17 protein-coding genes and 5 tRNA genes are annotated in these 22,606 nt (G+C 69.9%); 9 read left to right on the top strand and 13 right to left on the bottom strand.

Features of this window, described 5'->3' with window-relative positions:
- Nucleotides 1-32 precede the first annotated feature (32 nt).
- The 4 genes from ABZ016_RS19620 to ABZ016_RS19605 form a co-directional block, all read right to left on the bottom strand.
- Nucleotides 33-105 (bottom strand) — tRNA-Lys (locus tag ABZ016_RS19620).
- 116 nt (nt 106-221) lie between these two features.
- Nucleotides 222-2,288: a DEAD/DEAH box helicase gene (locus ABZ016_RS19615; protein ID WP_356917874.1), complete on the bottom strand. Its 2,067-nt coding sequence runs from the start codon at nt 2,286-2,288 to the stop codon at nt 222-224.
- Nucleotides 2,289-2,547: 259 nt separating this feature from the next.
- A complete protein-coding gene (locus tag ABZ016_RS19610; RefSeq protein WP_356917873.1) occupies nt 2,548-3,078 on the bottom strand; it encodes a hypothetical protein in 531 nt (176 codons plus the stop codon).
- An 87-nt stretch (nt 3,079-3,165) separates the two neighbouring features.
- A complete protein-coding gene (locus tag ABZ016_RS19605; RefSeq protein WP_356917872.1) occupies nt 3,166-3,516 on the bottom strand; it encodes a metallopeptidase family protein in 351 nt (116 codons plus the stop codon).
- Nucleotides 3,517-3,599: 83 nt separating this feature from the next.
- Between ABZ016_RS19605 and ABZ016_RS19600 the strand changes: the two genes are divergently transcribed.
- The 7 genes from ABZ016_RS19600 (at nt 3,600) to ABZ016_RS19570 (ending at nt 10,840) form a co-directional block, all read left to right on the top strand.
- On the top strand, nt 3,600-5,207 hold the full coding sequence (locus ABZ016_RS19600) for a metallophosphoesterase (protein WP_356917871.1): 1,608 nt from the start codon (nt 3,600-3,602) through the stop codon (nt 5,205-5,207).
- 80 nt (nt 5,208-5,287) lie between these two features.
- A tRNA-Glu gene (locus ABZ016_RS19595) sits at nt 5,288-5,360 on the top strand.
- A 37-nt stretch (nt 5,361-5,397) separates the two neighbouring features.
- Nucleotides 5,398-5,472: transfer RNA gene (locus ABZ016_RS19590), tRNA-Asp, on the top strand.
- 24 nt (nt 5,473-5,496) lie between these two features.
- Nucleotides 5,497-5,570, top strand: a tRNA-Phe gene (locus ABZ016_RS19585).
- A gap of 646 nt (nt 5,571-6,216) precedes the next feature.
- Nucleotides 6,217-10,185: an ATP-dependent RNA helicase HrpA gene (gene hrpA / locus ABZ016_RS19580; protein WP_356917870.1), complete on the top strand. Its 3,969-nt coding sequence runs from the start codon at nt 6,217-6,219 to the stop codon at nt 10,183-10,185.
- 93 nt (nt 10,186-10,278) lie between these two features.
- Nucleotides 10,279-10,353: transfer RNA gene (locus tag ABZ016_RS19575), tRNA-Asp, on the top strand.
- A gap of 295 nt (nt 10,354-10,648) precedes the next feature.
- Complete coding sequence (locus tag ABZ016_RS19570) at nt 10,649-10,840, top strand: DUF6274 family protein (protein WP_356917869.1); 192 nt, start codon at nt 10,649-10,651, stop codon at nt 10,838-10,840.
- A 464-nt stretch (nt 10,841-11,304) separates the two neighbouring features.
- On the opposite strand, the gene bldC is transcribed toward ABZ016_RS19570, so the two are convergent.
- The gene (gene bldC / locus ABZ016_RS19565) at nt 11,305-11,511 is read right to left on the bottom strand and encodes a developmental transcriptional regulator BldC (protein WP_003949541.1); all 207 of its coding nucleotides are present in this window, start codon (nt 11,509-11,511) and stop codon (nt 11,305-11,307) included.
- A gap of 598 nt (nt 11,512-12,109) precedes the next feature.
- Nucleotides 12,110-12,955 (bottom strand): hypothetical protein, encoded by an 846-nt coding sequence (locus ABZ016_RS19560; protein WP_356917868.1) that lies wholly within the window; start codon nt 12,953-12,955, stop codon nt 12,110-12,112.
- Nucleotides 12,956-13,178: 223 nt separating this feature from the next.
- On the opposite strand from ABZ016_RS19560, the gene ABZ016_RS19555 reads away from it, so the two are divergent.
- Nucleotides 13,179-14,285, top strand: a complete 1,107-nt coding sequence (locus tag ABZ016_RS19555; protein WP_356917867.1) for a Glu/Leu/Phe/Val dehydrogenase dimerization domain-containing protein — start codon at nt 13,179-13,181, stop codon at nt 14,283-14,285.
- A 307-nt stretch (nt 14,286-14,592) separates the two neighbouring features.
- On the top strand, nt 14,593-14,844 hold the full coding sequence (locus tag ABZ016_RS19550; protein ID WP_345661650.1) for a DUF3073 domain-containing protein: 252 nt from the start codon (nt 14,593-14,595) through the stop codon (nt 14,842-14,844).
- A gap of 81 nt (nt 14,845-14,925) precedes the next feature.
- Here ABZ016_RS19550 and purM read toward each other — a convergent pair whose 3' ends face one another.
- From purM to purS, 7 genes are all read right to left on the bottom strand, one after another.
- On the bottom strand, nt 14,926-16,005 hold the full coding sequence (gene purM / locus ABZ016_RS19545) for a phosphoribosylformylglycinamidine cyclo-ligase (RefSeq protein WP_356917866.1): 1,080 nt from the start codon (nt 16,003-16,005) through the stop codon (nt 14,926-14,928).
- A gap of 44 nt (nt 16,006-16,049) precedes the next feature.
- The gene (gene purF, locus ABZ016_RS19540; protein ID WP_356917865.1) at nt 16,050-17,579 is read right to left on the bottom strand and encodes an amidophosphoribosyltransferase; all 1,530 of its coding nucleotides are present in this window, start codon (nt 17,577-17,579) and stop codon (nt 16,050-16,052) included.
- Between the two features lie 62 nt (nt 17,580-17,641).
- A complete protein-coding gene (locus ABZ016_RS19535; RefSeq protein ID WP_356917864.1) occupies nt 17,642-18,415 on the bottom strand; it encodes an META domain-containing protein in 774 nt (257 codons plus the stop codon).
- 37 nt (nt 18,416-18,452) lie between these two features.
- Nucleotides 18,453-19,250: a sterol carrier family protein gene (locus tag ABZ016_RS19530; protein ID WP_356917863.1), complete on the bottom strand. Its 798-nt coding sequence runs from the start codon at nt 19,248-19,250 to the stop codon at nt 18,453-18,455.
- Between the two features lie 118 nt (nt 19,251-19,368).
- The gene (purL, locus tag ABZ016_RS19525; RefSeq protein WP_356917862.1) at nt 19,369-21,627 is read right to left on the bottom strand and encodes a phosphoribosylformylglycinamidine synthase subunit PurL; all 2,259 of its coding nucleotides are present in this window, start codon (nt 21,625-21,627) and stop codon (nt 19,369-19,371) included.
- Complete coding sequence (purQ, locus tag ABZ016_RS19520) at nt 21,624-22,304, bottom strand: phosphoribosylformylglycinamidine synthase subunit PurQ (RefSeq protein ID WP_356917861.1); 681 nt, start codon at nt 22,302-22,304, stop codon at nt 21,624-21,626. The genes purL and purQ overlap by 4 nt, the downstream gene beginning before the upstream one ends.
- On the bottom strand, nt 22,301-22,564 hold the full coding sequence (gene purS, locus ABZ016_RS19515; RefSeq protein ID WP_003991326.1) for a phosphoribosylformylglycinamidine synthase subunit PurS: 264 nt from the start codon (nt 22,562-22,564) through the stop codon (nt 22,301-22,303). Before purS ends, purQ begins: the two co-directional genes overlap by 4 nt.
- Nucleotides 22,565-22,606 lie beyond the last annotated feature (42 nt).

Genomic DNA, 22,606 nt, shown 5'->3' with positions numbered 1-22,606 from the left:
CCGACCGGAGTCGGCTCGGGCGCTGCTTCAGGTAGGCCCTGTGGGACTCGAACCCACAACCAATGGATTAAAAGTCCACTGCTCTGCCAATTGAGCTAAGGGCCCAGGCGATGTTGCCCCCACGAGCATAGCCCGAGGTGGCCGAGTCTCCGATCGGGTATCGGGGACCCGGCCGTGCCGAAGGGGGAAACAGGCCCGGTGCGGGTCACTGACGCGGAGCGTCAGCCGTTGCGCTTCCAGCGCGGCTTGTCCTCGCGGCGGCCGAAGGAACCGCCGCCACGGTGGTCGTCACGACGGCCGTAGGGGCGGTCGTGGCCGCCGGAGCGGAAGCCCGGACGGTCGTCCCGGCGGTCGCGGTTGAAGGGGCGGTCGCTGCCGCGGTGCCCGCCACGCTCGTCCCGGCGGAAGCCGCCACGGTCACGGTCGCGGTTGAAGCCGCCGCGGTCGTCACGACGCTCGAACGAACGGCCGCCACGGTCACGGTCGAAGGAACGCCCACCACGGTCGTCACGCCGGAAACCGCCACGGTCACCGCGCTCGCCCCGGTCGGTCCGGTCGGTGCGGTCGTCCCGGCGGAAGCCACGGTCACGGTCGAAGGAGCGACCGCCACGGTCACGGTCCCGGTCGCGGTCCCGGTTGAAGCCCCCACGGTCGTCACGACGCTCGAACGAACGCCCACCACGGTCGCGGTCCCGGTCACGGTCCCGGTCGAAGGAACGGCCACCACGGTCGTCACGCCGGAAGCCACCGCGGTCCTCGCGCCGCTCCCGCCGCTCGTACGGCGCGGACCCCTCGGCGCGGTCCTCGCGCTCGACGTCCTTCGCGGTCGGCTGCTCCGGCACGGACACCTCGACAGCCGCCGGAGCCTCGGCGGACTCACCGGCCGCCACCGCGGCAGGCTCCTCGCCCCGCTCACGGGCGACCCGGGCGAGCAGCCGGTCGGACTCCTCGCGCAGTTCGTTCGCACGCCGCTGGGCCCGCTCCAGCTCCTTGGTGAGCTGGGCGACCTCACGCTCGGCCTGCTGCGCGGCGTTGCCCACCGACTCGGCCTGCACCTCGGTCATCGACCGGGCGCCGGTGATCTCGGCGACCTCCGGGTCGAAGGCCGCGCCGCCCTGGATGATGTGGCGCGTGGCGTCGACACCCGCGTCCTCCATGAGCCGGAAGATCTGCCGCCGCTGGTGCGGGAGCGAGAGGGAGACGACCGTGCCCGTGCGCCCGGCACGCGCCGTACGGCCCGCCCGGTGCAGGTAGTCCTTGTGGTCGCCCGCCGGGTCCACGTTCAGCACCAGGTCGATGCCGTCGACGTGGATGCCGCGCGCGGCGACGTCGGTCGCGACGAGCACGTTGACGTACCCGTCCTTGAAGTCGGCCAGGGTCCGCGTCCGCGCGCCCTGGGTCATGCCGCCGTGCAGCGCGTCGGCCTTCGCCCCGGCGTCGCGCAGCTGCTCGGCGACGCGGTCGGCGCCCAGCTGGGTCCGCACGAAGATGATCGTCCGGCCCTTGCGGGAGGCGATCGCGGCCGTGACCGGAGCCTTGTCCTTGGGCTTCACGATCAGGATGTGGTGCGACATGGTCGTCACGGCACCCTGGGCGGCGTCGACCTCGTGGCTGACCGGGTCGTTCAGGTACCGGTCGACCAGGGTCTTGATCTCGTTCTCCATGGTCGCGGAGAACAGCATCCGCTGACCGCCCGCCGGGACCTGGTCCAGCAGCTCCGTCACCTCGGGCATGAAGCCCAGGTCGGACATCTGGTCGGCCTCGTCGAGAACCGCGATCTCCACGTTCTCCAGGGAGCAGGCACCGCGGTTGATGATGTCGCGCAACCGGCCCGGGGTGGCGACCAGGATGTCGACGCCCCTCTCCAGGGCGTAGATCTGGTTGCCCATGGACGTACCGCCGCAGACGACCTTCATCTTCAGGCCGAGGACGTCGCCGTAGGGCTGGAGTGCGTCGGCGACCTGCATGGCGAGCTCACGCGTCGGCGTGAGGATGACGGCGCGCGGCTTGTGCTTCTCGGTCCGGCCGCCGGCCAGCGTGGCCAGGGTCGGCAGACCGAAGGAAAGCGTCTTGCCGGAGCCGGTGCGGCCACGGCCGAGGATGTCCTTGCCGGCCAGGGCGTCCGGAATGGTCGCGGCCTGGATCGGGAAGGGGGTGGTCACACCGTTCTGCGCGAGCTTGCGGACGACGCCCTCGGGCAGGCCGAGGTCGGCGAAAGTGACCTCGGGGGCGTCCTCGGCGGCCTCGTTCTCGGGCACGACGACGTGATCAGTACTGGCGATGGACATGCGAATGCGAAACCTTCCGGAGTCTCGTCGGCACGCGCCCGTCAACTCCGTGATTCGCGAATCGCAATACGACCGCCTCAATGCGGTCCACCACGGCAAGGGAGAGTACGCGCCACACGGCGCGCTCTGCGGTGGCGCCGGGCAAGATGGGATCAAACGATCTGCCACCATACGCACTCCGGACCCCGCAAGGCAAACCGGAACGGTATGGCTTCCTCTACAAGGCGCACCGCCGCGTTTTTCTTCCCGCACCTGAGCTTTACACCGGCGCCCCGGCCTCCGGCGCCGGTTCCCGCTGCGCCAGTTGCGGCCCCGGCGGCTCGTGCGCCGACGAGGACGGCTCCGGCGTCGGCTCCGGGGACGTCGTCGGCTCCGGCGGCGTCGGCGTCGGCTCCGGATCGGCCGTCCGGGTGGGAGTGGGCGGAGCCGGCGGCTTCGGCACGGGCCGGTCCGGCTTCCCCGGCTCGCGGCCCGGCGCGGACGCACTCACCGCGACGGTCGGCGACGCCTCGGGGGACGCCGGCTTCCCCGGCTTGCCGTCCTTGCCCTTCGCACCCTTCTTGCCCTTGCCGCGCCCGCGCTCGCCGTCGGCCGAGGCCACACCGATCCCGGTGCCGCCGCCCGGCCCCGCCGACCCGCCGTCGGGCGCCTCCCCGCCGCGCTGCCCGGCGGAGTGCGACGGCTTGGCCCTCCCGCCCGCACCGTCGTCGCCGACGCTCATACAGCCGGCGGCAGCGGCGACGGCCACGACGGTGGCGGCCAGGCGGACGGGTACGTACAAGGGGCGCACGGGGCCACCTCCGGGAAGCGTGATGGAGTCAACACCTCCAACTCCCGCCGCCCGCAAGAGGACACGCCGCCCGCGTTCACATCGCGGTCAGCCGTACCCCAGGGCGTGAAGGCGCGCGTCGTCGATGCCGAAGTGGTGCGCGATCTCATGCACCACGGTGACTTCCGTCTCGGCGACGACGTCCTCCCGCGACTCGCACATCCGCAGGGTCGGATTCCGGTAGATGGTGATCCGGTCCGGCAGCACACCGGCGTACCACTCACCCCGGTCGGTCAGCGGAGTCCCCTCGTACAGCCCGAGCAGCTCGGGATCGTCCGTCGGCGGCTCGTCCTCGACGAACACCGCCACGTTGTCCATCAGTCGGGTCAGTTCCGGCGGGATCCGGTCGAGCGCCTCGGCGACCAGTTCCTCGAACTCCTCGCGCGTCATCTCCAGCACAGGCCCATTGTCGGCCACAGCCCCGCCGTACGAGAGCCATCCGGCGTCGCATATCCGGCCGGGCACTTGGGCATACGGGACCAATGGCCCGCGTCCCCGCCGCTGTCCTGAGTGTCCTGAACCCGATCCGCAAGGCCCCGCGCGCCCTCGCCCGCCGGTACCGCTCCCGCCAGGCCCCGGCCACGATCGCGCTCGTGCCGCAGCCGCACCCGTGGACCCGCGCGGCCGGGCTCGTGGCCGTCGTCCTGCTGGGAGCCTGGCTGGGCCTGCTGGTGGTCGGCAACGTCCGGGCCCCGGTCGGCCCCATGAACACCACCATGACCCTGCGCCCCTCCCTCACCGGCGGCACCAAGATCAACGTCTCGCCCCTGGGCGCGCTCCAGCTGGACAGCCACATCGCCCCCGTCCGGCTCGACGTGAACGTCGACCAGCTCGACCCCGACCGCTCCCAGGCCCTGGTCGACCACCCGGAGCGCCTCTCCGGACTGCAGGACGAGGTCACCGAGGACGTCGGCCGCGGCACCCTCGACCTGGCCGTACGCTCCTGCGTGGCCGTCGTCGCCGGTGCCACCGCCCTCGGCCTCGTGGTCTACCGCCGCCCCCGCCGCGCCCTGGCCGCCGGCGGTCTCGCCCTCGCACTCCTCGCCGCCTCGGGCGGCACGGCGTACGCCACCTGGCGCCCCGACTCCGTCCTGGAACCCAAGTTCTCCGGCCTGCTCACCTCGGCCCCCTCCCTGGTCGGCAACGCGCGCAGCATCGTCACGGAATTCGACGTCTACCAGAAGGAATTGGCCCGCCTGGTCACCAACGTGACCAAGCTCTACGACGCCACCTCGACCCTGCCCGCCTACGCGCCCGACCCGTCCACCATCCGGGTCCTGCACGTCTCCGACATCCACCTCAACCCGGCGAGCTGGAAGATCATCGCCTCGCTCGTGGAGCAGTACAAGGTGGACGTGATCGTCGACTCCGGCGACACGATGGACCACGGCACGGCCGCCGAGAACGGCTTCCTGGACCCCATCGAGGACCTCGGGGCCCCCTACGTCTGGGTCCGCGGCAACCACGACTCGATGATCACCCAGGAGTACCTGAAGGGCCTGAAGAACGTGCACGTCCTGGACGACGGCCGGGCGAAGACGATCAAGGGCCTGCGCTTCGCGGGCATCGGCGACCCGCAGTACACCCCCGACCGCTCCAAGAGCATCGGCGCCCGGCAGTCCCAGGAACTCGCGGGCGCCCGCCTGGCCACGGCCCTGCGCGACCAGCACACCGCCGGCACCCCGGTGGACGTCGCCATCGCCCACGAGCCCGCGGCGGCCCGGGAAGTCGACGGCGAGGTCCCCCTGGCCCTGGCCGGCCACCTCCACCACGACGAGACGGAAGTCCTGAAGTACGGCACCCGCCTGCGCATCGAGGGCTCGACGGGCGGCAGCGGCCTGCGCGCCATCGAGGGCAAGCACCCGGACCCCATCGAGGCGTCGATCCTCTACTTCGACCGGGACACCCGGCACCTCCAGGCCTGGGACGAGATCGAACTGGGCGGACTCGGCCTCACGACAGCGGAGGTCAGCCGCCACCTGCCGGAGGAGAACCAGCCGGGCGCGTCCCCGTCCCCGAGCGGCTCGCCGGAGAATCCGGCCCCGTCCCCGAGCACCCCCACGAAGGGCACCCCGTCGCCCTCCTCCTAAACCGTTTTGGCGATAGCTCCCGCCATCCCATATGCTTCTCACGTCCCCGACGCGCTGAGAAGCGCGCAGGCGGGCCGATAGCCCTCATCGTCTAGCGGCCTAGGACGCCGCCCTTTCAAGGCGGTAGCACGGGTTCGAATCCCGTTGGGGGCACGCACCACCCTGTGCGACACTGTCGTACGACAAGCTTGGTCCTGTGGAGCAGTTTGGAGTGCTCGCCACCCTGTCAAGGTGGAGGCCGCGGGTTCAAATCCCGTCAGGACCGCTGAGGTTTCACGTGAAACCTCGTGGCTGGGTAGCTCAGTTGGTACGAGCGATCGCCTGAAAAGCGATAGGTCGCCGGTTCGACCCCGGCCCCAGCCACAACCGCCCTTACAGGGCTTGAGCCCCTCCCCGATGCATCCGGGGAGGGGCTCTTTCGTGCCGTCTACGCCTCTCCGGCCGGCAGCCACACGGTGTCCGTGGCTCAGCGACCGGACCGAAGGCGGGCGGCCCGCCGACGCAGCCCCCGCCGTGAGCGACGAGAGCGCGATCGGACCGGTCCACGATCCCCGGCCCCACCCTGCGTGGCGTCGAGGGGGCTCCTCCAGTGATCGTCGGGCGACGGGAGCGGTGCGTTTCGATCTGCCTGTGCGCGGATCTCGACGTGAGACTCGTGAGAAGTGACGCGGAAGGCCTCTTCGTAGGAGGCCAGGGCCCCGCTCATGGCACCGCCCGCGAGACCCCGGCGGCGAATGCGCGAGGCCAGCCACGCAAAAGCACCCATGACCGCCGCGAGGCCGACCATCAAGATCAGCAACGGTAAGAAGGCATCCATGTCCCGGAGGCTACTGGCCCAACTGTGATGCACACCCCAAGAGTCAGGTCAGCGGCGCGCCCGGCGCACTCCGCCGGCCGACTGCACACCACACTCCGCGCCACCCGCGGCGAGCCCCGCCGTCCGCTCCGCGCACCGCCGCTGCAAAAGCGTTCGCCACGGATTTGGCGGGGATGAGATCCTGGATCGCGTATGTCTACGCAATCCGCCCCCGCACTCGGCGCCCTCGCCCCCCGCCTGACCGAGCTGTCCCTGCGCGACGCGCACCGGCTCGGGCGCAGGCTCGAAGGTGCGCGCAAGATCCGCAAGCCGGAGGCCCGGGCCGCCGTGCTCGCCGAGATCGAGGCGGAGGTCGTCAAGGGCGAGGAGCGGATGGCCGGCCGACGGGCCCGCGTGCCCGCGGTCACGTACCCCGAGCAGCTGCCGGTCAGCCAGAAGAAGGACACGATCGCCGAGGCCATCCGCGACCACCAGGTCGTGATCGTGGCGGGCGAGACCGGCTCCGGGAAGACGACGCAGATCCCCAAGATCTGTATGGAACTGGGGCGCGGCGTCCGCGGCATGATCGGGCACACGCAGCCGAGACGGATCGCCGCCCGTACCGTCGCCGAGCGAGTGGCGGAGGAGCTGGACACCCCGCTGGGCGAAGCCGTCGGCTGGAAAGTCCGTTTCACCGACCAGGTCGACCCGGACGCCACCTTCGTCAAGCTCATGACGGACGGCATCCTGCTCGCCGAGATCCAGACCGACCGCGAGCTGCGCGCCTACGACACGATCATCATCGACGAGGCCCACGAGCGGTCCCTCAACATCGACTTCCTGCTGGGCTACCTCGCCCAGCTGCTGCCGAAGCGCCCCGACCTCAAGGTCGTCATCACCTCGGCCACCATCGACCCCGAGCGCTTCTCGCGGCACTTCGGTGACGCCCCGATCATCGAGGTCAGCGGCCGGACCTACCCCGTGGAGGTGCGTTACCGGCCGCTCCTGGAGCAGGACTCCGACGACGCCGACCGCGACCAGATCACCGCGATCACGGACGCCGTGGAGGAGCTCCAGAAGGAGGGCAAGGGCGACATCCTCGTCTTCCTCTCCGGCGAGCGCGAGATCCGCGACACGGCCGACGCGCTGACCAAGAAGAACTACCGGTTCACGGAGATCCTGCCGCTCTACGCCCGGCTCTCCCACGCCGAGCAGCATCGCGTCTTCCAGCCGCACACCGGCCGCAGGATCGTTCTGGCCACGAACGTCGCCGAGACGTCCCTCACGGTCCCGGGCATCAAGTACGTCATCGACCCGGGCTTCGCGCGCATCTCCCGCTACAGCCACCGCACCAAGGTGCAGCGGCTGCCCATCGAGCCGATCTCGCAGGCCAGCGCCAACCAGCGCAAGGGCCGCTGCGGCCGTACGTCCGACGGCATCTGCATCCGCCTCTACAGCGAGGACGACTTCAACGCCCGCCCGGAGTTCACGGACGCGGAGATCCTCCGGACGAACCTCGCCTCCGTCATCCTGCAGATGACCGCGGCCGGCCTCGGTGACATCGAGAAGTTTCCCTTCATCGACCCGCCGGACCACCGCAACATCCGCGACGGTGTCCAGCTGCTGCAGGAGCTGAACGCCCTCGACCCGGCGCAGAAGGACCCGCGCAAGCGGCTCACGGACACCGGGCGCAAGCTGGCCCAGCTGCCCGTCGACCCCCGGCTGGCCCGGATGGTCCTGGAGGCGGACCGGAACGGCTGTGTCCGCGAGGTCATGGTCATAGCGGCGGCGCTGTCCATCCAGGACCCGCGCGAGCGCCCCGCCGACAAGCAGACCCAGGCCGACCAGCAGCACGCCCGGTTCAAGGACGAGACCAGCGACTTCCTGGCCTACCTCAACCTCTGGCGCTACCTCCGCGAGCAGCAGAAGGAACGGGGTTCGTCCTCCTTCCGCCGGATGTGCAAACAGGAGTTCCTCAACTTCCTTCGCATCCGCGAATGGCAGGACATCTACACGCAGTTGCGCACGGTCGCGAAGCAGATGGGCATCCACCTCAACGAGGACGACGCCCCGGCCGACCGCATCCACGTCTCCCTCCTCGCGGGCCTGCTGTCCCACGTCGGGATGAAGGACGTGAAGAACGCCGGGGGGGAGGGCGGGAAGAACACAGCGAAGAACGAGTACCTGGGCGCCCGGAACGCCAAGTTCGCGGTCTTCCCCGGCTCGGCCCTCTTCAAGAAGCCCCCGCGCTTCGTGATGTCGGCCGAACTCGTCGAGACGTCCCGGCTCTGGGCCCGTGTCAACGCCAAGATCGAGCCCGACTGGGTGGAACCCCTCGCCCAGCACCTCGTCAAGCGCACCTACAGCGAGCCGCACTGGGAGAAGGACCAGGCCGCGGTGATGGCGTACGAGAAGGTCACGCTGTACGGCGTGCCGATCGTCGCCCAGCGGAAGGTCAACTACGGTCGGATCGACCCCGAGATCAGCCGTGAGCTGTTCATCCGGAACGCGTTGGTCGAGGGCGACTGGCGCACGCACCACAAGTTCTTCTCGGACAACCGCAGGCTCCTCACCGAGGTCGAGGAGCTGGAGCACCGGGCCCGGCGCCGGGACATCCTGGTCGACGACGAGACGCTGTACGACTTCTACGACCAGCGCATCCCCGAACACGTGGTCTCCGGGGCCCACTTCGACTCCTGGTGGAAGCGCAAGCGGCACGAGCAGCCCGACTTCCTCGACTTCGAGCGCGAGATGCTCATCAACGAGAAGGCGGGGGAGGTCACCAAGGCCGACTATCCGGACTCCTGGCGCCAGGGGAACCTCAAGTTCCGGGTGACCTACCAGTTCGAGCCGGGCGCGGACGCCGACGGTGTCACCGTGCACATCCCGCTCCAGGTCCTCAACCAGGTCACGGAGGAGGGCTTCGACTGGCAGATCCCGGGCCTGCGGGAGGAGCTGGTGACGGAGTTGATCCGGTCCCTGCCGAAGCCGATCCGCCGCAACTACGTGCCCGCGCCGAACTTCGCGAAGGCCTTCCTGGACCGGGCCGTCCCGCTCCAGGAGCCCCTGACCACGACCATGACGCGCGAGCTGAGGCTCATGGTCGGGGTGCCCTTCGAGGCGGACGACTTCGACCTGTCCAAGGTCCCCGACCACCTGAAGATCACGTTCCGGATCGTCGACGAGCGACGCCGCAAACTCGCGGAGGACAAGGACCTGGAGGCGCTCAAGCTGCGGCTGCGGCCCAAGGCCCGCAAGGCCCTCTCCCAGGCGGCAGCCGCCACCGCGGAACGCCGGGGCGGCGAGTCGCTGGAGCGCGAGGGCCTCACCGACTGGACGATCGGCACGCTCACCCGTGTCTTCGAGACGCGGCGGGCCGGGCAGCCGGTGAAGGCCTACCCGGCCCTGGTCGACGACGGCGACACGGTCTCGGTGCGTCTCTTCGACACGGAGGCCGAGCAGCAGCAGGCCATGTGGAAGGGCGCTCGCCGGCTGATCCTGCGCAACATCCCGGTGAACCCGGCGAAGTTCGCCTCCGAGAAGCTGACGAACGCGCAGAAGCTGGCGCTGTCCTCGAATCCGCACGGCTCCATCCAGGCCCTGTTCGACGACTGTGCGATGGCGGCCGCCGACAAGCTGATCGCGGACTTCGGCGGGCCGGCGTGGGACGAGGAGTCGTACCGGAAGCTGTACGACAAGGTGCGCGCGGAGATCGTCGACACGACCGTCCGTACGGTGGGTCAGGTGCAGCAGGTGCTGGCCGCCTGGCAGGCCTGTGAGCGCCGCCTGAAGGCCGTGCGCAGCCCCGCGCTGCTGCCGAACCTCCAGGACGTGCGGGAGCAGCTGGACGCGCTCGTGAAGCCGGGCTTCGTGACGGCGGCGGGGCTGCGCCGGCTGCCGGACCTCATGCGCTACCTGGTCGCGGCCGACCGCCGTCTCCAGCAGATGCCGACGAACGTCCAGCGGGACACGACGCGGATGCAGAAGGTCCACGAGATGCAGGACGAGTACGCCTGGCTCCTGGAGCAGATGCCGCAGGGCCGGCCGGTCCCGCCGTCCGTGCTCGACATCCGCTGGATGATCGAGGAGCTCCGGGTCAGCTATTTCGCCCACGCGCTGGGCACGGCGTACCCCGTCTCCGACAAGCGGATCGTGAAGGCGATCGACGCGGTGGCGCCGTAACGGCACGAGCACGCAGGGTGAGTTCGACCAAGCGCCCACCCTCCTGTACAGTCTCTTCTCGCAGCGCAACGCACGAATGGCGCCGCGAAACCAGGTCCTGTGGAGCAGTTTGGAGTGCTCGCCACCCTGTCAAGGTGGAGGCCGCGGGTTCAAATCCCGTCAGGACCGCAGCAGAGCGAGAGGGCCCGCATCCCGCGAGGGATACGGGCCCTTCCTCATGCCCCGCCGAGGCGGAGGCCGCGCCCGCGGCGCAGCCGCGATCGGACACAGCAAATCCCGTCAGGACCGCAGTGAGAGAGCCCGGGTCTTCGGATCCGGGCTCTTCTGCGTCCGGGCTCCTGCCTTCAACCTCCGAACCCCTCCGTGCGCCCCTCCAAGCCCCTCGTGCCGTCTTGACGGGGTTTCATTCGGTCGGTACCCAGAAACCAGGACCGCTCCCCGTGGGGCCCCCTGGAGGTGGCGTATGGCGGCATCGGCTAGGCATGAGACGCGGGCCCTGCTCCGCGCGCACCTGGCGGCCGCGTCGTCGTACCGGCATCTCACCCGTCACTGCCCGATCTGCCACCACCTGCTGCGCCTGGCGATGGAAGCCTCCCCGCCCGCCACGCAGTCCTCAGAGGAGGCCATCGAGGAGGAGAGCCCGGCGCGTGCGTGATCCGGGGACCGGCCCCAACACCCGTGCACACGTGGGTCGCTGGAGACCGGAAGCTCCTCTACCGCACCGGCTTCGGAGCTAACAAGCCGCTTGGTATGTGACGGGTGTCACTGCATGAGTTTTGGAAACTGCGGTACTTACACCCCGCCTACAAAGGGTCAATTTAATATGTGCAATTGCACCCTCACCCTGGTGCCGCACACAGAGGATCCGACACCCTCCCCCAGACTCCGACAAGGCCACTCACAGCACGACCCGGCAGGCGCACGGTCGGCGCACAAAAAAGATCGCGCTGGACCCGGCGGAGTCCAGCGCGACCGACGACGCACCCTGTTCTGTGTCTGAGTAGCTCTGACTTGCGTGGGCGAGGGGCCTGTTGGGGCAGGACCCGCGTCGCTTGGAGCTGTGGTTCCGGACGCCTCGGCCAGTGGGGGACCGACCGGTTTGCCCGGTTATTCAGTTGTTCAGGCTTCGCTGCGCTGCTGCGGAATGCCCGCGAGCAGAGCGCGGACCTCTGCCTCGCGGTAGCGGCGATGCCCGCCGAGCGTGCGGATCGACGTGAGCTTGCCGGCCTTCGCCCACCGCGTGACCGTCTTGGGGTCGACGCGGAACATGGTGGCGACCTCAGCCGGGGTCAGCAGCGGCTCGGCATCAGGGGTGCGAGCGGTCATGAGCGGCCTCCTCGGGAGAACCGAACCTTCTCGGTTCTTTCCTCTAAATTCTGCACCTTGACCCGCGTTGCCCGAAATGGCGGACGCGAGTCGAGTCGGTTATAGGACGAACGGCTTGTCCTCGGCACTACAACTACACCATCTGTCCAGCCGCGTCGGCCAAACCGATGGAATTGCCCTCCCAGGTGTTCATCAGCGACGGAAGCCGATGGACCATGCCATAGCGGACAGTCACGCCACTGTGACGATCAGTCACAGGGCGATCAGGAGGCACCAGACCCCCCAAAGCGTGCAATGCTGAGATTCCGCCCACACTGCGACGCAACGGGACGGAAGGAGCCCTCCCCGGACTCCTTGTCCTATTTTGGCATGAGGAGGGGCAAGGGGCGCAAGGGCCGCGTACGTGTAGTCCGTCACGCTTGGCCTACTTGAGCGGTACGCCCGGATCGGGACCTACGTCCGATGTTGACGAGTCCTCAGCGAACGGAGAGCGCTCTTCAGGAACATCGGTGCGAGGACGAAACCCCAAAACGGGCGGTACGTCAAACGTCAGTTCGTGACCGACCGGGAGCGGTCCGTAGGAGCCGAAGGTCAGAGGTCAGTTCGCCGAGCGAAGATCCCGTACCGAACGCCACCGCTCCACGAGCCGGGCGTACGCCACCCCCGCCGCCGTCCCGTCCCCCCGGCGCAGCGCGGCGATGCCCTCGGCCACGTCCGCCGCCGAGTGGTCCTCCTCCAGCGCCCCGGCCGGCACGGCGTGCACCAGGCCGCCGTAGTCCAGCTCCACGAGCGAGCGCGGATGGAACTCCTCCAGCCAGCGCCCGACGTCCACCAGGCCGTCGATCAGCGGCCCCTCGTCCATGGCCTCTTTCAGGGCCCTCAGGCCCCGGGCCACGCGCCGCCGGGCCTGGACCATGGGTGTGCGGTAGCGCAGCACCGGCGGACCGCCCGCGCTGTCGCCCTTGTCGTACTCGCGCTCCTCGTCGGAGACCAGCACGAACCAGTTGATCGGCACCTGCCAGGTCGCCGTACGGATCCACGGCCGGGCGTCCGGGTTGATCGCCAGCCAGCGCTCGTAGTCCTGGGCCGCCTGGTTCCGCAGGAAGGGCGGCAGCACCGCGTCCATGACCGGCGGCGGAAGCTCCTCCGAGAGCTCGTCCAGGGCCAGCCAGCCGCGCAGCCGGGTGCGCCAGGGGCAGACGCAGACGACACCGTCGACCTCCAGCACGAAGGCGTCCTCGCTCTCGTGCACCGGCACCGGGACCGGCGGGGTGGGTGCCAAGTCGGCGAGAGCGCGGCGGAGTTCGTCCTGGTACGAGGGGCGGTCCGGGCGGCGGGCGTAGCGGTCCCAGTGGCTGCGCTCCGGCTCGGGGAAGGCGGCCAGCGGTTCGTACACGCGCAGGTAGGTCGCGTAGGGGACGATCACCGAGGACACCTTGGGCACGCCTGCTCCCTCCCCCGCGCTCCGACGGGAAAACCTGCGGAACCCACTCACAAACGCGCGGGAAATCTATGCAAATCGTCGCACGGGTGTACTCCGGTCGGAGGTGATCCTGAGCACTGTGCGGCCGGCGGGGCGGCCAGGCTCTAATCTCATGCTCAACAGTTCCCGCCACCCGCACGGGAGCCGGTCTCCACCCGCCGCAACTTACTCAGGAGTCACCACAGTGACCGACGTAACCGGCGCACCTGCTGATGTACTGCACACCCTGTTCCACTCGGACCAGGGAGGACATGAGCAAGTCGTGCTCTGCCAGGACCGCGCGAGCGGCCTCAAGGCCGTCATCGCCCTCCACTCCACCGCCCTCGGCCCCGCGCTCGGCGGTACGCGCTTCTACCCGTACGCGAACGAGGCCGAGGCCGTCGCCGACGCGCTGAACCTCGCCCGCGGCATGTCGTACAAGAACGCCATGGCCGGTCTCGACCACGGCGGCGGCAAGGCCGTGATCATCGGCGACCCGGACACGATCAAGAGCGAGGAGCTGCTCCTCGCCTACGGCCGGTTCGTGGCCTCGCTCGGCGGCCGGTACGTCACCGCCTGCGACGTGGGCACGTACGTCGCCGACATGGACGTCGTCGCCCGTGAGTGCCGCTGGACCACCGGGCGCTCCCCGGAGAACGGCGGCGCCGGTGACTCCTCCGTCCTCACCGCCTACGGCGTCTACCAGGGCATGCGTGCCTCCGCCCAGCACCTGTGGGGCGACCCGTCGCTGCGGGCGAAGCGGGTCGGCATCGCCGGTGTCGGCAAGGTCGGCCACCACCTGGTGGAGCACCTGCGGGCCGAGGGCGCCGAGGTCGTCATCACGGACGTGCGCGAGGAGGCCGTGGGCCGGATCCTCGCGGCGCACCCGACGGGCGTGACGGCCGTCGCCGACACCGCCACCCTGATCCGCGCCGAGGGCCTCGACATCTACGCCCCGTGCGCGCTCGGCGGGGCCCTGAACGACGACACGGTGCCCGCGCTGACCGCGAAGGTGGTCTGCGGCGCCGCCAACAACCAGCTCGCCCACCCGGGCGTCGAGAAGGACCTCGCCGACCGCGGGATCCTCTACGCGCCGGACTACGTGGTGAACGCCGGCGGTGTCATCCAGGTGGCCGACGAGCTGCACGGCTTCGACTTCGAGCGGTGCAAGGCGAAGGCGGCGAAGATCTTCGACACCACGCTGGCCATATTCGCACGTGCGAAGGAGGACGGCATTCCGCCGGCCGCCGCGGCCGACCGGATCGCCGAGCAGCGGATGCACGACGCGGCGAAGGCACGCCGGGCGGGCTGAACCGGGGCGATCCGCGGAGTCTCGCACGTTTGGCCGGTACCCGTCGGTGGGCAGTTAGAGAGAACTCTCACTTCTACCGGCGGGTCGACCGCCGATAAGTGGTTAAAATCGCGGTTGACCAGCGAGGACGGGGCGCCTCGAAGGCCCTGAGCACGGGCACGTCATGCGGGCGACGTACCGTATGGGCGCGGGCTCAGGTACCGTGGAAGCCCTACGGACCGGTCTCTCTGCGGAGAGTCCGTGCCGGACCATGAACGCGTGTCAAGACTCTGGGGCCGTCGAGCCCCGTCGTTGAGGGGGTCGAGCCATGGGGCGCGGCCGGGCCAAGGCCAAGCAGACGAAGGTCGCCCGCCAGCTGAAGTACAACAGCGGTGGGACTGACCTCTCACGCCTGGCTGAGGAGCTGGGTGCATCGCCTTCGAATCCGCAGCCGCCTAACGGCGAGCCGTTCGAAGACGATGATCAGGACGAGGACCTGTACGCACGGTACGCCGACCTCTATGAGGACGACGACGAGGACGAGGACGGCCAGTCCTCGCAACACCGTCGCGGCGCTTGACCCTGCACTGAGCACTCACCCGGTCGGTGACTGAAGGTCACCGACCGGGTTCTGTGCTGCCCGCAGGGTTACCCCCGTGCCTCAGCTCGCGTAGTCACCGATCAGGGCGGCACCGGTGGTGTGCTCGCCCCGGTCCGTGATCTCTCCGGCCACCCAGGCGTCCACGCCACGGTCGGCCAGGGTCGCCAGGGCCACGTCCACGGACTCCTGCGGCACGATCGCGATCATGCCGACGCCCATGTTCAGGGTCTTCTCCAGCTCCAGGCGCTCGACGTTCCCCGTCCGGCCGACGAGGTCGAAGATCGGCCCCGGGGTCCAGGTGGAGCGGTCGACGATCGCGTGCAGCTCGTCGGGGACGACCCGGGCCAGGTTGGCCGCGAGTCCGCCGCCGGTGACATGGCTGAAGGCGTGCACCTCGGTGGTGCGCATCAGAGCCAGGCAGTCCAGCGAGTAGATCTTGGTCGGCTCCAGGAGCTCCTCGCCGAGGCTGCGGCCGAGCTCGTCGATGTGGGTGTCCAGGGCGAGACCGGCCTGGTTCAGCAGGACGTGCCGGACGAGGGAGTACCCGTTCGAGTGAAGACCGGAGGACGCCATGGCGATCACCGCGTCACCCGTCCGGATACGATCCGCGCCGAGCAGCCGATCGGCCTCCACGACGCCCGTACCGGCGCCGGCGACGTCGAAGTCGTCCTCGCCCAGCAGGCCCGGGTGCTCGGCCGTCTCACCGCCGACCAGGGCGCAGCCGGCCAGCACACAGCCTTCCGCGATGCCCTTGACGATGGCGGCGACACGCTCGGGGTGGACCTTGCCGACGCAGATGTAGTCGGTCATGAACAGCGGCTCGGCACCGCACACCACGATGTCGTCCATGACCATGGCGACCAGGTCGTGGCCGATGGAGTCGTAGACGCCCATCTGCCGGGCGATGTCGACCTTGGTGCCGACGCCGTCCGTCGCGGAGGCGAGCAGGGGCCGCTCGTAGTTCTTCAGGGCGGAGGCGTCGAAGAGTCCGGCGAAGCCGCCGAGGCCACCGAGGACCTCGGGGCGCTGGGCCTTCTTGACCCACTCCTTCATCAGCTCGACGGCGCGGTCGCCGGCTTCGATGTCGACGCCCGCGGCTGCGTAGCTGGCGCCGCCCTCGGCACTGGGGTTCTCAGACATGGCTGTGAGAGCTTTCGTGTCGTACGGCAGGTGATACGGGCTGACTACGGGCGGCGGATCGCGTCGGCTGCGGCCGTGGCGGCCGGGCCGGCGGCCAGCTCGGTCTCCAGGAGCTGCTTGCCGAGCAGCTCGGGGTCCGGGAGGTCCATCGGGTACTCGCCGTCGAAGCAGGCGCGGCAGAGGTTCGGCTTGGCGATGGTGGTCGCCTCGATCATGCCGTCGATGGAGATGTACGCCAGGGAGTCGGCGCCCATCGAGGTGCCGATCTCGTCGACGGTCATGCCGTTGGCGATGAGCTCGGCGCGGGTGGCGAAGTCGATGCCGAAGAAGCAGGGCCACTTCACGGGCGGCGAGGAGATCCGGATGTGGACCTCGGCGGCGCCCGCCTCGCGGAGCATGCGGACCAGGGCCCGCTGGGTGTTGCCGCGCACGATCGAGTCGTCGACGACGACCAGGCGCTTGCCCTTGATGACTTCCTTCAGCGGGTTCAGCTTCAGGCGGATGCCCAGCTGGCGGATGGTCTGCGAGGGCTGGATGAACGTACGGCCCACGTAGGCGTTCTTCACCAGGCCGTTGCCGAAGGGGATGCCGGAGGCCTCCGCGTAGCCGATGGCGGCGGGGGTGCCGGACTCCGGGGTCGCTATGACCAGGTCGGCCTCGACCGGAGCCTCCTTCGCCAGCTTGCGGCCCATCTCCACACGGGAGAGGTAGACGTTCCGGCCGGCGATGTCGGTGTCGGGGCGGGCCAGGTACACGTACTCGAAGACACAGCCCTTGGGCTTCGCGTCCGCGAACCGGGAGCTGCGCAGGCCGTTCTCGTCGATGGCGACGAACTCGCCTGGCTCGATCTCGCGGACGAAGCTGGCGCCGCAGATGTCGAGGGCGGCGGACTCGGAGGCGACGACCCAGCCGCGCTCCAGCCGGCCGAGGACCAGCGGGCGGATGCCCTGCGGGTCGCGGGCCGCGTACAGGGTGTGCTCGTCCATGAAGACGAGCGAGAAGGCGCCCTTGACCTGCGGGAGGATGCTGTGCGCGGCCTCCTCGATGGTCAGCGGCTTGCCGTCCTCGTCGACCTGGGCCGCGAGGAGCGCGGTGAGCAGGTCGGTGTCGTTGGTGGCCGCCACACGCGGCGTCCGGCCGCCCTCCTGCTTGGGCAGGTCGGCGACCATCTCGGCGAGCTGGGCGGTGTTGACGAGGTTGCCGTTGTGGCCGAGCGCGATGGAGCCGTGCCCGGTGGCACGGAACGTCGGCTGGGCGTTCTCCCAGACGGACGCACCGGTGGTCGAGTAGCGGGCGTGACCGACCGCGATGTGACCCTGGAGCGAACCGAGGGAGGTCTCGTCGAAGACCTGGGAGACCAGGCCCATGTCCTTGAAGACGAGGATCTGTGAGCCGTTGCTGACCGCGATTCCCGCGGATTCCTGGCCTCGATGCTGGAGGGCGTAGAGCCCGAAGTACGTGAGCTTGGCGACCTCTTCGCCCGGAGCCCAGACACCGAAGACGCCACAAGCGTCCTGGGGGCCCTTCTCACCGGGGAGCAGGTCGTGGTTGAGTCGTCCGTCACCACGTGGCACGCCACCGAGTGTAGGCGAGGTCGACCACTGGTCCGAATTGGGGATTCCGGACTTTTCGTGGCTCACCGCTCGGCGACGGCTTGCACGCTCGTGCCGTTTTGGCTGGTCAGCGTGAGGGTGCGGTGATCGACTTCGTACTTCAGCTTCCCGTCGAAAAGACGCAGCAGGACCTTCTCGTCGGCCATGAGTGAGTCTTCGCACATCATTCGGGTCGTGGCCGGGGGGCCCAGGGTGATATCGCCGTCGCGCACGGTGGCCTCGGCGTTCACCTTGTTGCAGCCGAGGCTGCCGGAGACGGTGCCCTTCTTCTCCTCGAAGGTGAGGTGGGCGCGGCCGTCGGTGCGCGGGGTCGTGACGGTCCACCTGGTGCCGCTCAGCGGGGTGTCCCCGGCCTTGGTCAGGCGGACGGTGTCGCCGCGCCCGGTGGTGAGGGTGAGGCGGTCGCCGGCCACCCGGGCCTCGAACTCCTGGTCGGAGAGCGTGCGCGCGAGGGTCTTCTCGAACTCCATGGGCTTGTTCTCGCAGGCCATCTCCGTGGCCCTGGTCTTGCTGAGCCGGATGCGGTCGCCGTCGACGGTGGCCTCGGCGCCGAAGTTGTTGCAGCCGAAGCTGCCCTCCGCCCGGCCCTTGTCGATGGTCATGTGGGCGCCGGTCGGGGCCTGCTGGGTCCTGCCGTCGGCCGTGACGCTGTCCACGTTCCATCGCACGCCGGTCACCGGCTTCCCGGCACCGACCGAGGCGCTGCCGCTGTCCGCCTTCTCGTTGCCACAGGCCGCCAGGAGCGGGACGAGCATGGCGGCGGCCGTCAGGGTGATGCGCTGCTTCTGCCTGTCCATGCCACTTCGACGGGGCACCCGGGGCGATCGGTTCCCCTTAGGTCATCAGGGGCAGGTAGGCGGACAGGTCCGCGCGCTCGCCGCTCGCGCTGACCTTGGCGTCCTGGAGCGCCTGCGTCCAGGTCAGCCGCCCGGTCGCCAGCCGGATCCAGGTGAGCGGGTCCGTCTCGACGACGTTGGGCGGGGTGCCGCGGGTGTGCCTCGGCCCCGCCACGCACTGCACCACCGCGTACGGCGGCACCCGTACCTCCGTGGAGCCGCCGGGCGCCTTCGCGGCCAGCGCGTCGGCGAGCAGCCGGGTGCAGGCGGCCAGGGCCTGACGCTCGTAGGGGATGTCCAGGCCGGGGACGGCGGAGTTGAGGTCGTCGGTGTGGACGACGAGCTCGACGGTGCGGGTGACGAGGTAGTCGGCGAGGGGGAGCGCGCCGGCGCTGGTGGGGAGCAGCCTGGTGCCGGGGTGCGCGGCGAGGTCGGCGGTGAAGCGTTCCTCGGTGGCGGCGAGGTAGGCGGCCGGGTCCGGGTGGCGTACTGCCAGGTCGCGGGCGTACGCGGCGATGTCCGGTGCCTCGGCGGCGATCGCGGAGGGCCAGTCGAGCAGCGTGCCGTCCTGCTTGGCCGGCTCCGGCAGCCCGACCAGGCGGGAGACCGCCCGGAGGCTCATCCCGACGTGCGCCACCAGGTCCCGGACCGCCCAGTCGCCCAGTCGGGTGGGCAGGGCGAGCTGATCGGGCGTCAGCGTGGCCACGGCGGCCCGTACGTTCCCGAACTGGGCGAGCACGGCCGCGCGGATCTTGACGGGGTCGTAGCTACGGGTGCGCTTCTTGGCCGGTGGCATGGGGGTCAGCCTAGGGCGGGGGCCTCGGACGGCGTCTCGAAGGTCCCCGCGGGGACGCCCCGCACCGACAGGCCCCGCACGTCACCGTGCGGGGCCTGTCGTCGGACTGCCTCGGTTGTTACGCCAGCAGCGCCGGGATCGTTGCCTCGTGGGCCTCGCGCAGCTCGGCCAGGGAGAGCGCGAACTCGCCCTGGACGTCCACGGAGTCGCCGTCCACGACACCGATACGGGTGACCGGAAGGCCCCGCGCCCCGCACATGTCGTTGAAGCGGACCTCCTCCGAACGCGGAACGGCCACGACCGCGCGGCCCGCCGACTCGGAGAACAGGAAGGTGAAGGCGTCCAGACCGTCCGGGACGATCAGGCGGGCGCCCTTGCCGCCCAGCAGCGCCGACTCGACCACGGCCTGGATCAGACCGCCGTCGGACAGGTCGTGCGCGGAGTCGATCATGCCGTCGCGGGAGGCGGAGATCAGGATCTCGGCGAGCAGCCGCTCACGCTCCAGGTCAACCTGCGGCGGCAGTCCGCCCAGGTGGTCGTGGACGACCTGCGACCAGGCCGAGCCGCCGAACTCCTCGCGGGTGTCGCCGAGGAGGTAGAGCAGCTGGCCCTCCTCCTGGAAGGCGACCGGGGTGCGGCGGGCCACGTCGTCGATGACGCCCAGGACCGCGACCACCGGGGTCGGGTGGATGGCCACCTCGCCCGTCTGGTTGTAGAGGGAGACGTTGCCGCCGGTCACCGGGGTGCCGAGCTGCTGGCAGGCGTCGGCGAGGCCGCGGATGGCCTCCGCGAACTGCCACATCACCGCGGGGTCCTCGGGCGAGCCGAAGTTCAGGCAGTCCGAGACGGCGAGCGGCTTGGCGCCGGTGGTGGCGACGTTGCGGTACGCCTCCGCCAGGGCCAGCTGGGCGCCGTGGTACGGGTCCAGCTTCGCGTACCGGCCGTTGCCGTCCGTCGCGATGGCCACCCCGAGGCCGGTCTCCTCGTCGATCCGGATCATCCCGGAGTCCTCGGGCTGGGCGAGGACGGTGTTGCCCTGCACGAAGTGGTCGTACTGGCTCGTGATCCAGGACTTGGAAGCCTGGTTCGGGGAGCCGACCAGCTTCAGGACCTGGTCCTTCAGCTCCTCGGACGTCGCCGGGCGGGGCAGCTTGTTCGCGTCGTCGGCCTGGAGGGTGTCCTGCCAGGACGGGCGGGCGTACGGGCGCTCGTAGACCGGGCCCTCGTGCGCGACCGTGCGCGGGTCGACGTCGACGATCTTGCCGCCGTGCCAGTAGATCTCCAGGCGGTCGCCGTCGGTGACCTCACCGATCACCGTGGCGATGACGTCCCACTTCTCGCAGATCTCCAGGAAGCGGTCGACCTTCTCCGGCTCGACGACCGCGCACATGCGCTCCTGCGACTCGCTCATGAGGATCTCCTCGGGCGAGAGCGTGGAGTCGCGCAGGGGTACGTCGTCCAGGGTGACGCGCATGCCGCCGGAGCCGTTGGACGCCAGCTCGCTCGTCGCGCAGGACAGGCCCGCCGCGCCGAGGTCCTGGATGCCGACGACCAGCTTCTCGGCGAAGGCCTCCAGGGTGCACTCGATGAGGAGCTTCTCCTGGAAGGGGTCGCCGACCTGCACGGCAGGGCGCTTCGACGGCTTGGCGTCGTCGAAGGTCTCGCTCGCCAGGATCGAGGCGCCGCCGATGCCGTCGCCGCCGGTCCGGGCCCCGTACAGGATGACCTTGTTGCCGGCGCCGGACGCCTTCGCGAGGTGGATGTCCTCGTGCCGCATGACGCCGATGGCACCGGCGTTGACCAGCGGGTTGCCCTGGTAGCAGGCGTCGAAGACGACCTCGCCGCCGATGTTGGGCAGACCCAGGCAGTTGCCGTAGCCGCCGATGCCCGCGACGACACCCGGCAGCACACGCTTGGTGTCGGGGTGGTCGGCCGCGCCGAACCGCAGCGGGTCGACGACCGCGACCGGGCGGGCGCCCATCGCGATGATGTCGCGGACGATGCCGCCGACACCGGTGGCCGCGCCCTGGTAGGGCTCGACGTACGACGGGTGGTTGTGCGACTCGACCTTGAAGGTGACCGCGTAGCCCTGGCCGACGTCGACGACACCGGCGTTCTCGCCGATGCCGACGAGCATCGCGTCGGACTGGGGGGCCTTCTCGCCGAACTGGCGCAGGTGGACCTTGCTGCTCTTGTACGAGCAGTGCTCCGACCACATCACGGAGTACATGGCGAGCTCCGCCCCGGTGGGGCGGCGGCCGAGGATCTCCACGACCCGCTCGTACTCGTCCTTCTTCAGGCCCAGTTCGGCCCAGGGCAGCTCGACGTCGGGGGTCGCGGCCGCGTGCTCGACCGTGTCCAGAGGCGTCCGGCTCATGCGTTGACCAGCTTCTTGAGGATCGAGGTGAAGAACGGGAGACCGTCGGTGCGGCCGGTGCCGATCAGCGGCTCGACGGCGTGCTCGGGGTGCGGCATGAGGCCGACCACGTTGCCGGCCTCGTTGGTGACGCCGGCGATGTCCCGCTGCGAGCCGTTGGGGTTGAAGTCCAGGTAGCGGAAGGCGACGCGGCCCTCGGCCTCCAGCTGGTCGAGGGTGTACGCGTCGGCGACGTACTGCCCGTCGTTGTTCTTCAGCGGGATGTGGATCTCCTGGCCGGCCGTGTAGTCGGTGGTCCAGGAGGTCTCGGCGTTCTCCACGCGCAGTTTCTGGTCGCGGCAGATGAAGTGCAGGTGGTCGTTGCGCAGCATCGTGCCCGGCAGCAGGTGCGCCTCGGTGAGGATCTGGAAGCCGTTGCAGATGCCGAGCACCGGCAGGCCGGCCTTCGCCTGCTCCAGCAGGGGCTCCATCACCGGCGAGAAACGGGCGATGGCCCCGGCGCGCAGATAGTCGCCGTAGGAGAAACCACCGCACAGCACCACCGCGTCGACCTGCTTGAGGTCCTTGTCCTTGTGCCACAGGGCGACCGGCTCGGCGCCCGCGACCCGGATCGCGCGCTGCGTGTCGCGGTCGTCCAGACTGCCGGGGAAAGTGACGACGCCGATACGAGCGGTCACTTCGCGGCCTCCGCGACTTCCTCGACCCGGACGGTGAAGTCCTCGATCACGGTGTTCGCGAGGAAGGACTCCGCAAGATCGTGAATGCGGGCGAGGGCGGCCTCGTCGACCGGCCCGTCAACTTCCAGTTCGAAACGCTTTCCCTGGCGGACGTCCGAGATCCCGTCGAAACCCAGCCGCGGCAGTGCGCGCTGGACCGCCTGGCCCTGGGGGTCGAGGATCTCCGGCTTGAGCATGACGTCGACTACGACGCGTGCCACTGGCACTCCCGGTGTGTGGTGCTGAGCAGGTCCCTTCAGACT

The organism is Streptomyces sp. NPDC006372 (assembly GCF_040612515.1).
Lineage (GTDB): Bacteria > Actinomycetota > Actinomycetes > Streptomycetales > Streptomycetaceae > Streptomyces.
Note: the sequence above shows the minus strand (reverse complement) of the source record. Positions and strands in the feature narration are given on the sequence as shown.

Bases quoted from the DNA above. Each gene is read 5' to 3' on its own strand.
- ABZ016_RS19570 (WP_356917869.1), top strand. From the start codon at position 10,649: ATGGCGGCATCGGCTAGGCATGAGACGCGGGCCCTGCTCCGCGCGCAC.
- ABZ016_RS19600 (WP_356917871.1), top strand. From the start codon at position 3,600: ATGGCCCGCGTCCCCGCCGCTGTCCTGAGTGTCCTGAACCCGATCCGC.
- purL (WP_356917862.1), bottom strand. From the start codon at position 21,627: ATGAGCCGGACGCCTCTGGACACGGTCGAGCACGCGGCCGCGACCCCC.
- ABZ016_RS19615 (WP_356917874.1), bottom strand. From the start codon at position 2,288: ATGTCCATCGCCAGTACTGATCACGTCGTCGTGCCCGAGAACGAGGCC.
- ABZ016_RS19535 (WP_356917864.1), bottom strand. From the start codon at position 18,415: ATGGACAGGCAGAAGCAGCGCATCACCCTGACGGCCGCCGCCATGCTC.
- ABZ016_RS19550 (WP_345661650.1), top strand. From the start codon at position 14,593: ATGGGGCGCGGCCGGGCCAAGGCCAAGCAGACGAAGGTCGCCCGCCAG.
- purM (WP_356917866.1), bottom strand. From the start codon at position 16,005: ATGTCTGAGAACCCCAGTGCCGAGGGCGGCGCCAGCTACGCAGCCGCG.
- ABZ016_RS19530 (WP_356917863.1), bottom strand. From the start codon at position 19,250: ATGCCACCGGCCAAGAAGCGCACCCGTAGCTACGACCCCGTCAAGATC.
- bldC (WP_003949541.1), bottom strand. From the start codon at position 11,511: ATGACCGCTCGCACCCCTGATGCCGAGCCGCTGCTGACCCCGGCTGAG.
- hrpA (WP_356917870.1), top strand. From the start codon at position 6,217: ATGTCTACGCAATCCGCCCCCGCACTCGGCGCCCTCGCCCCCCGCCTG.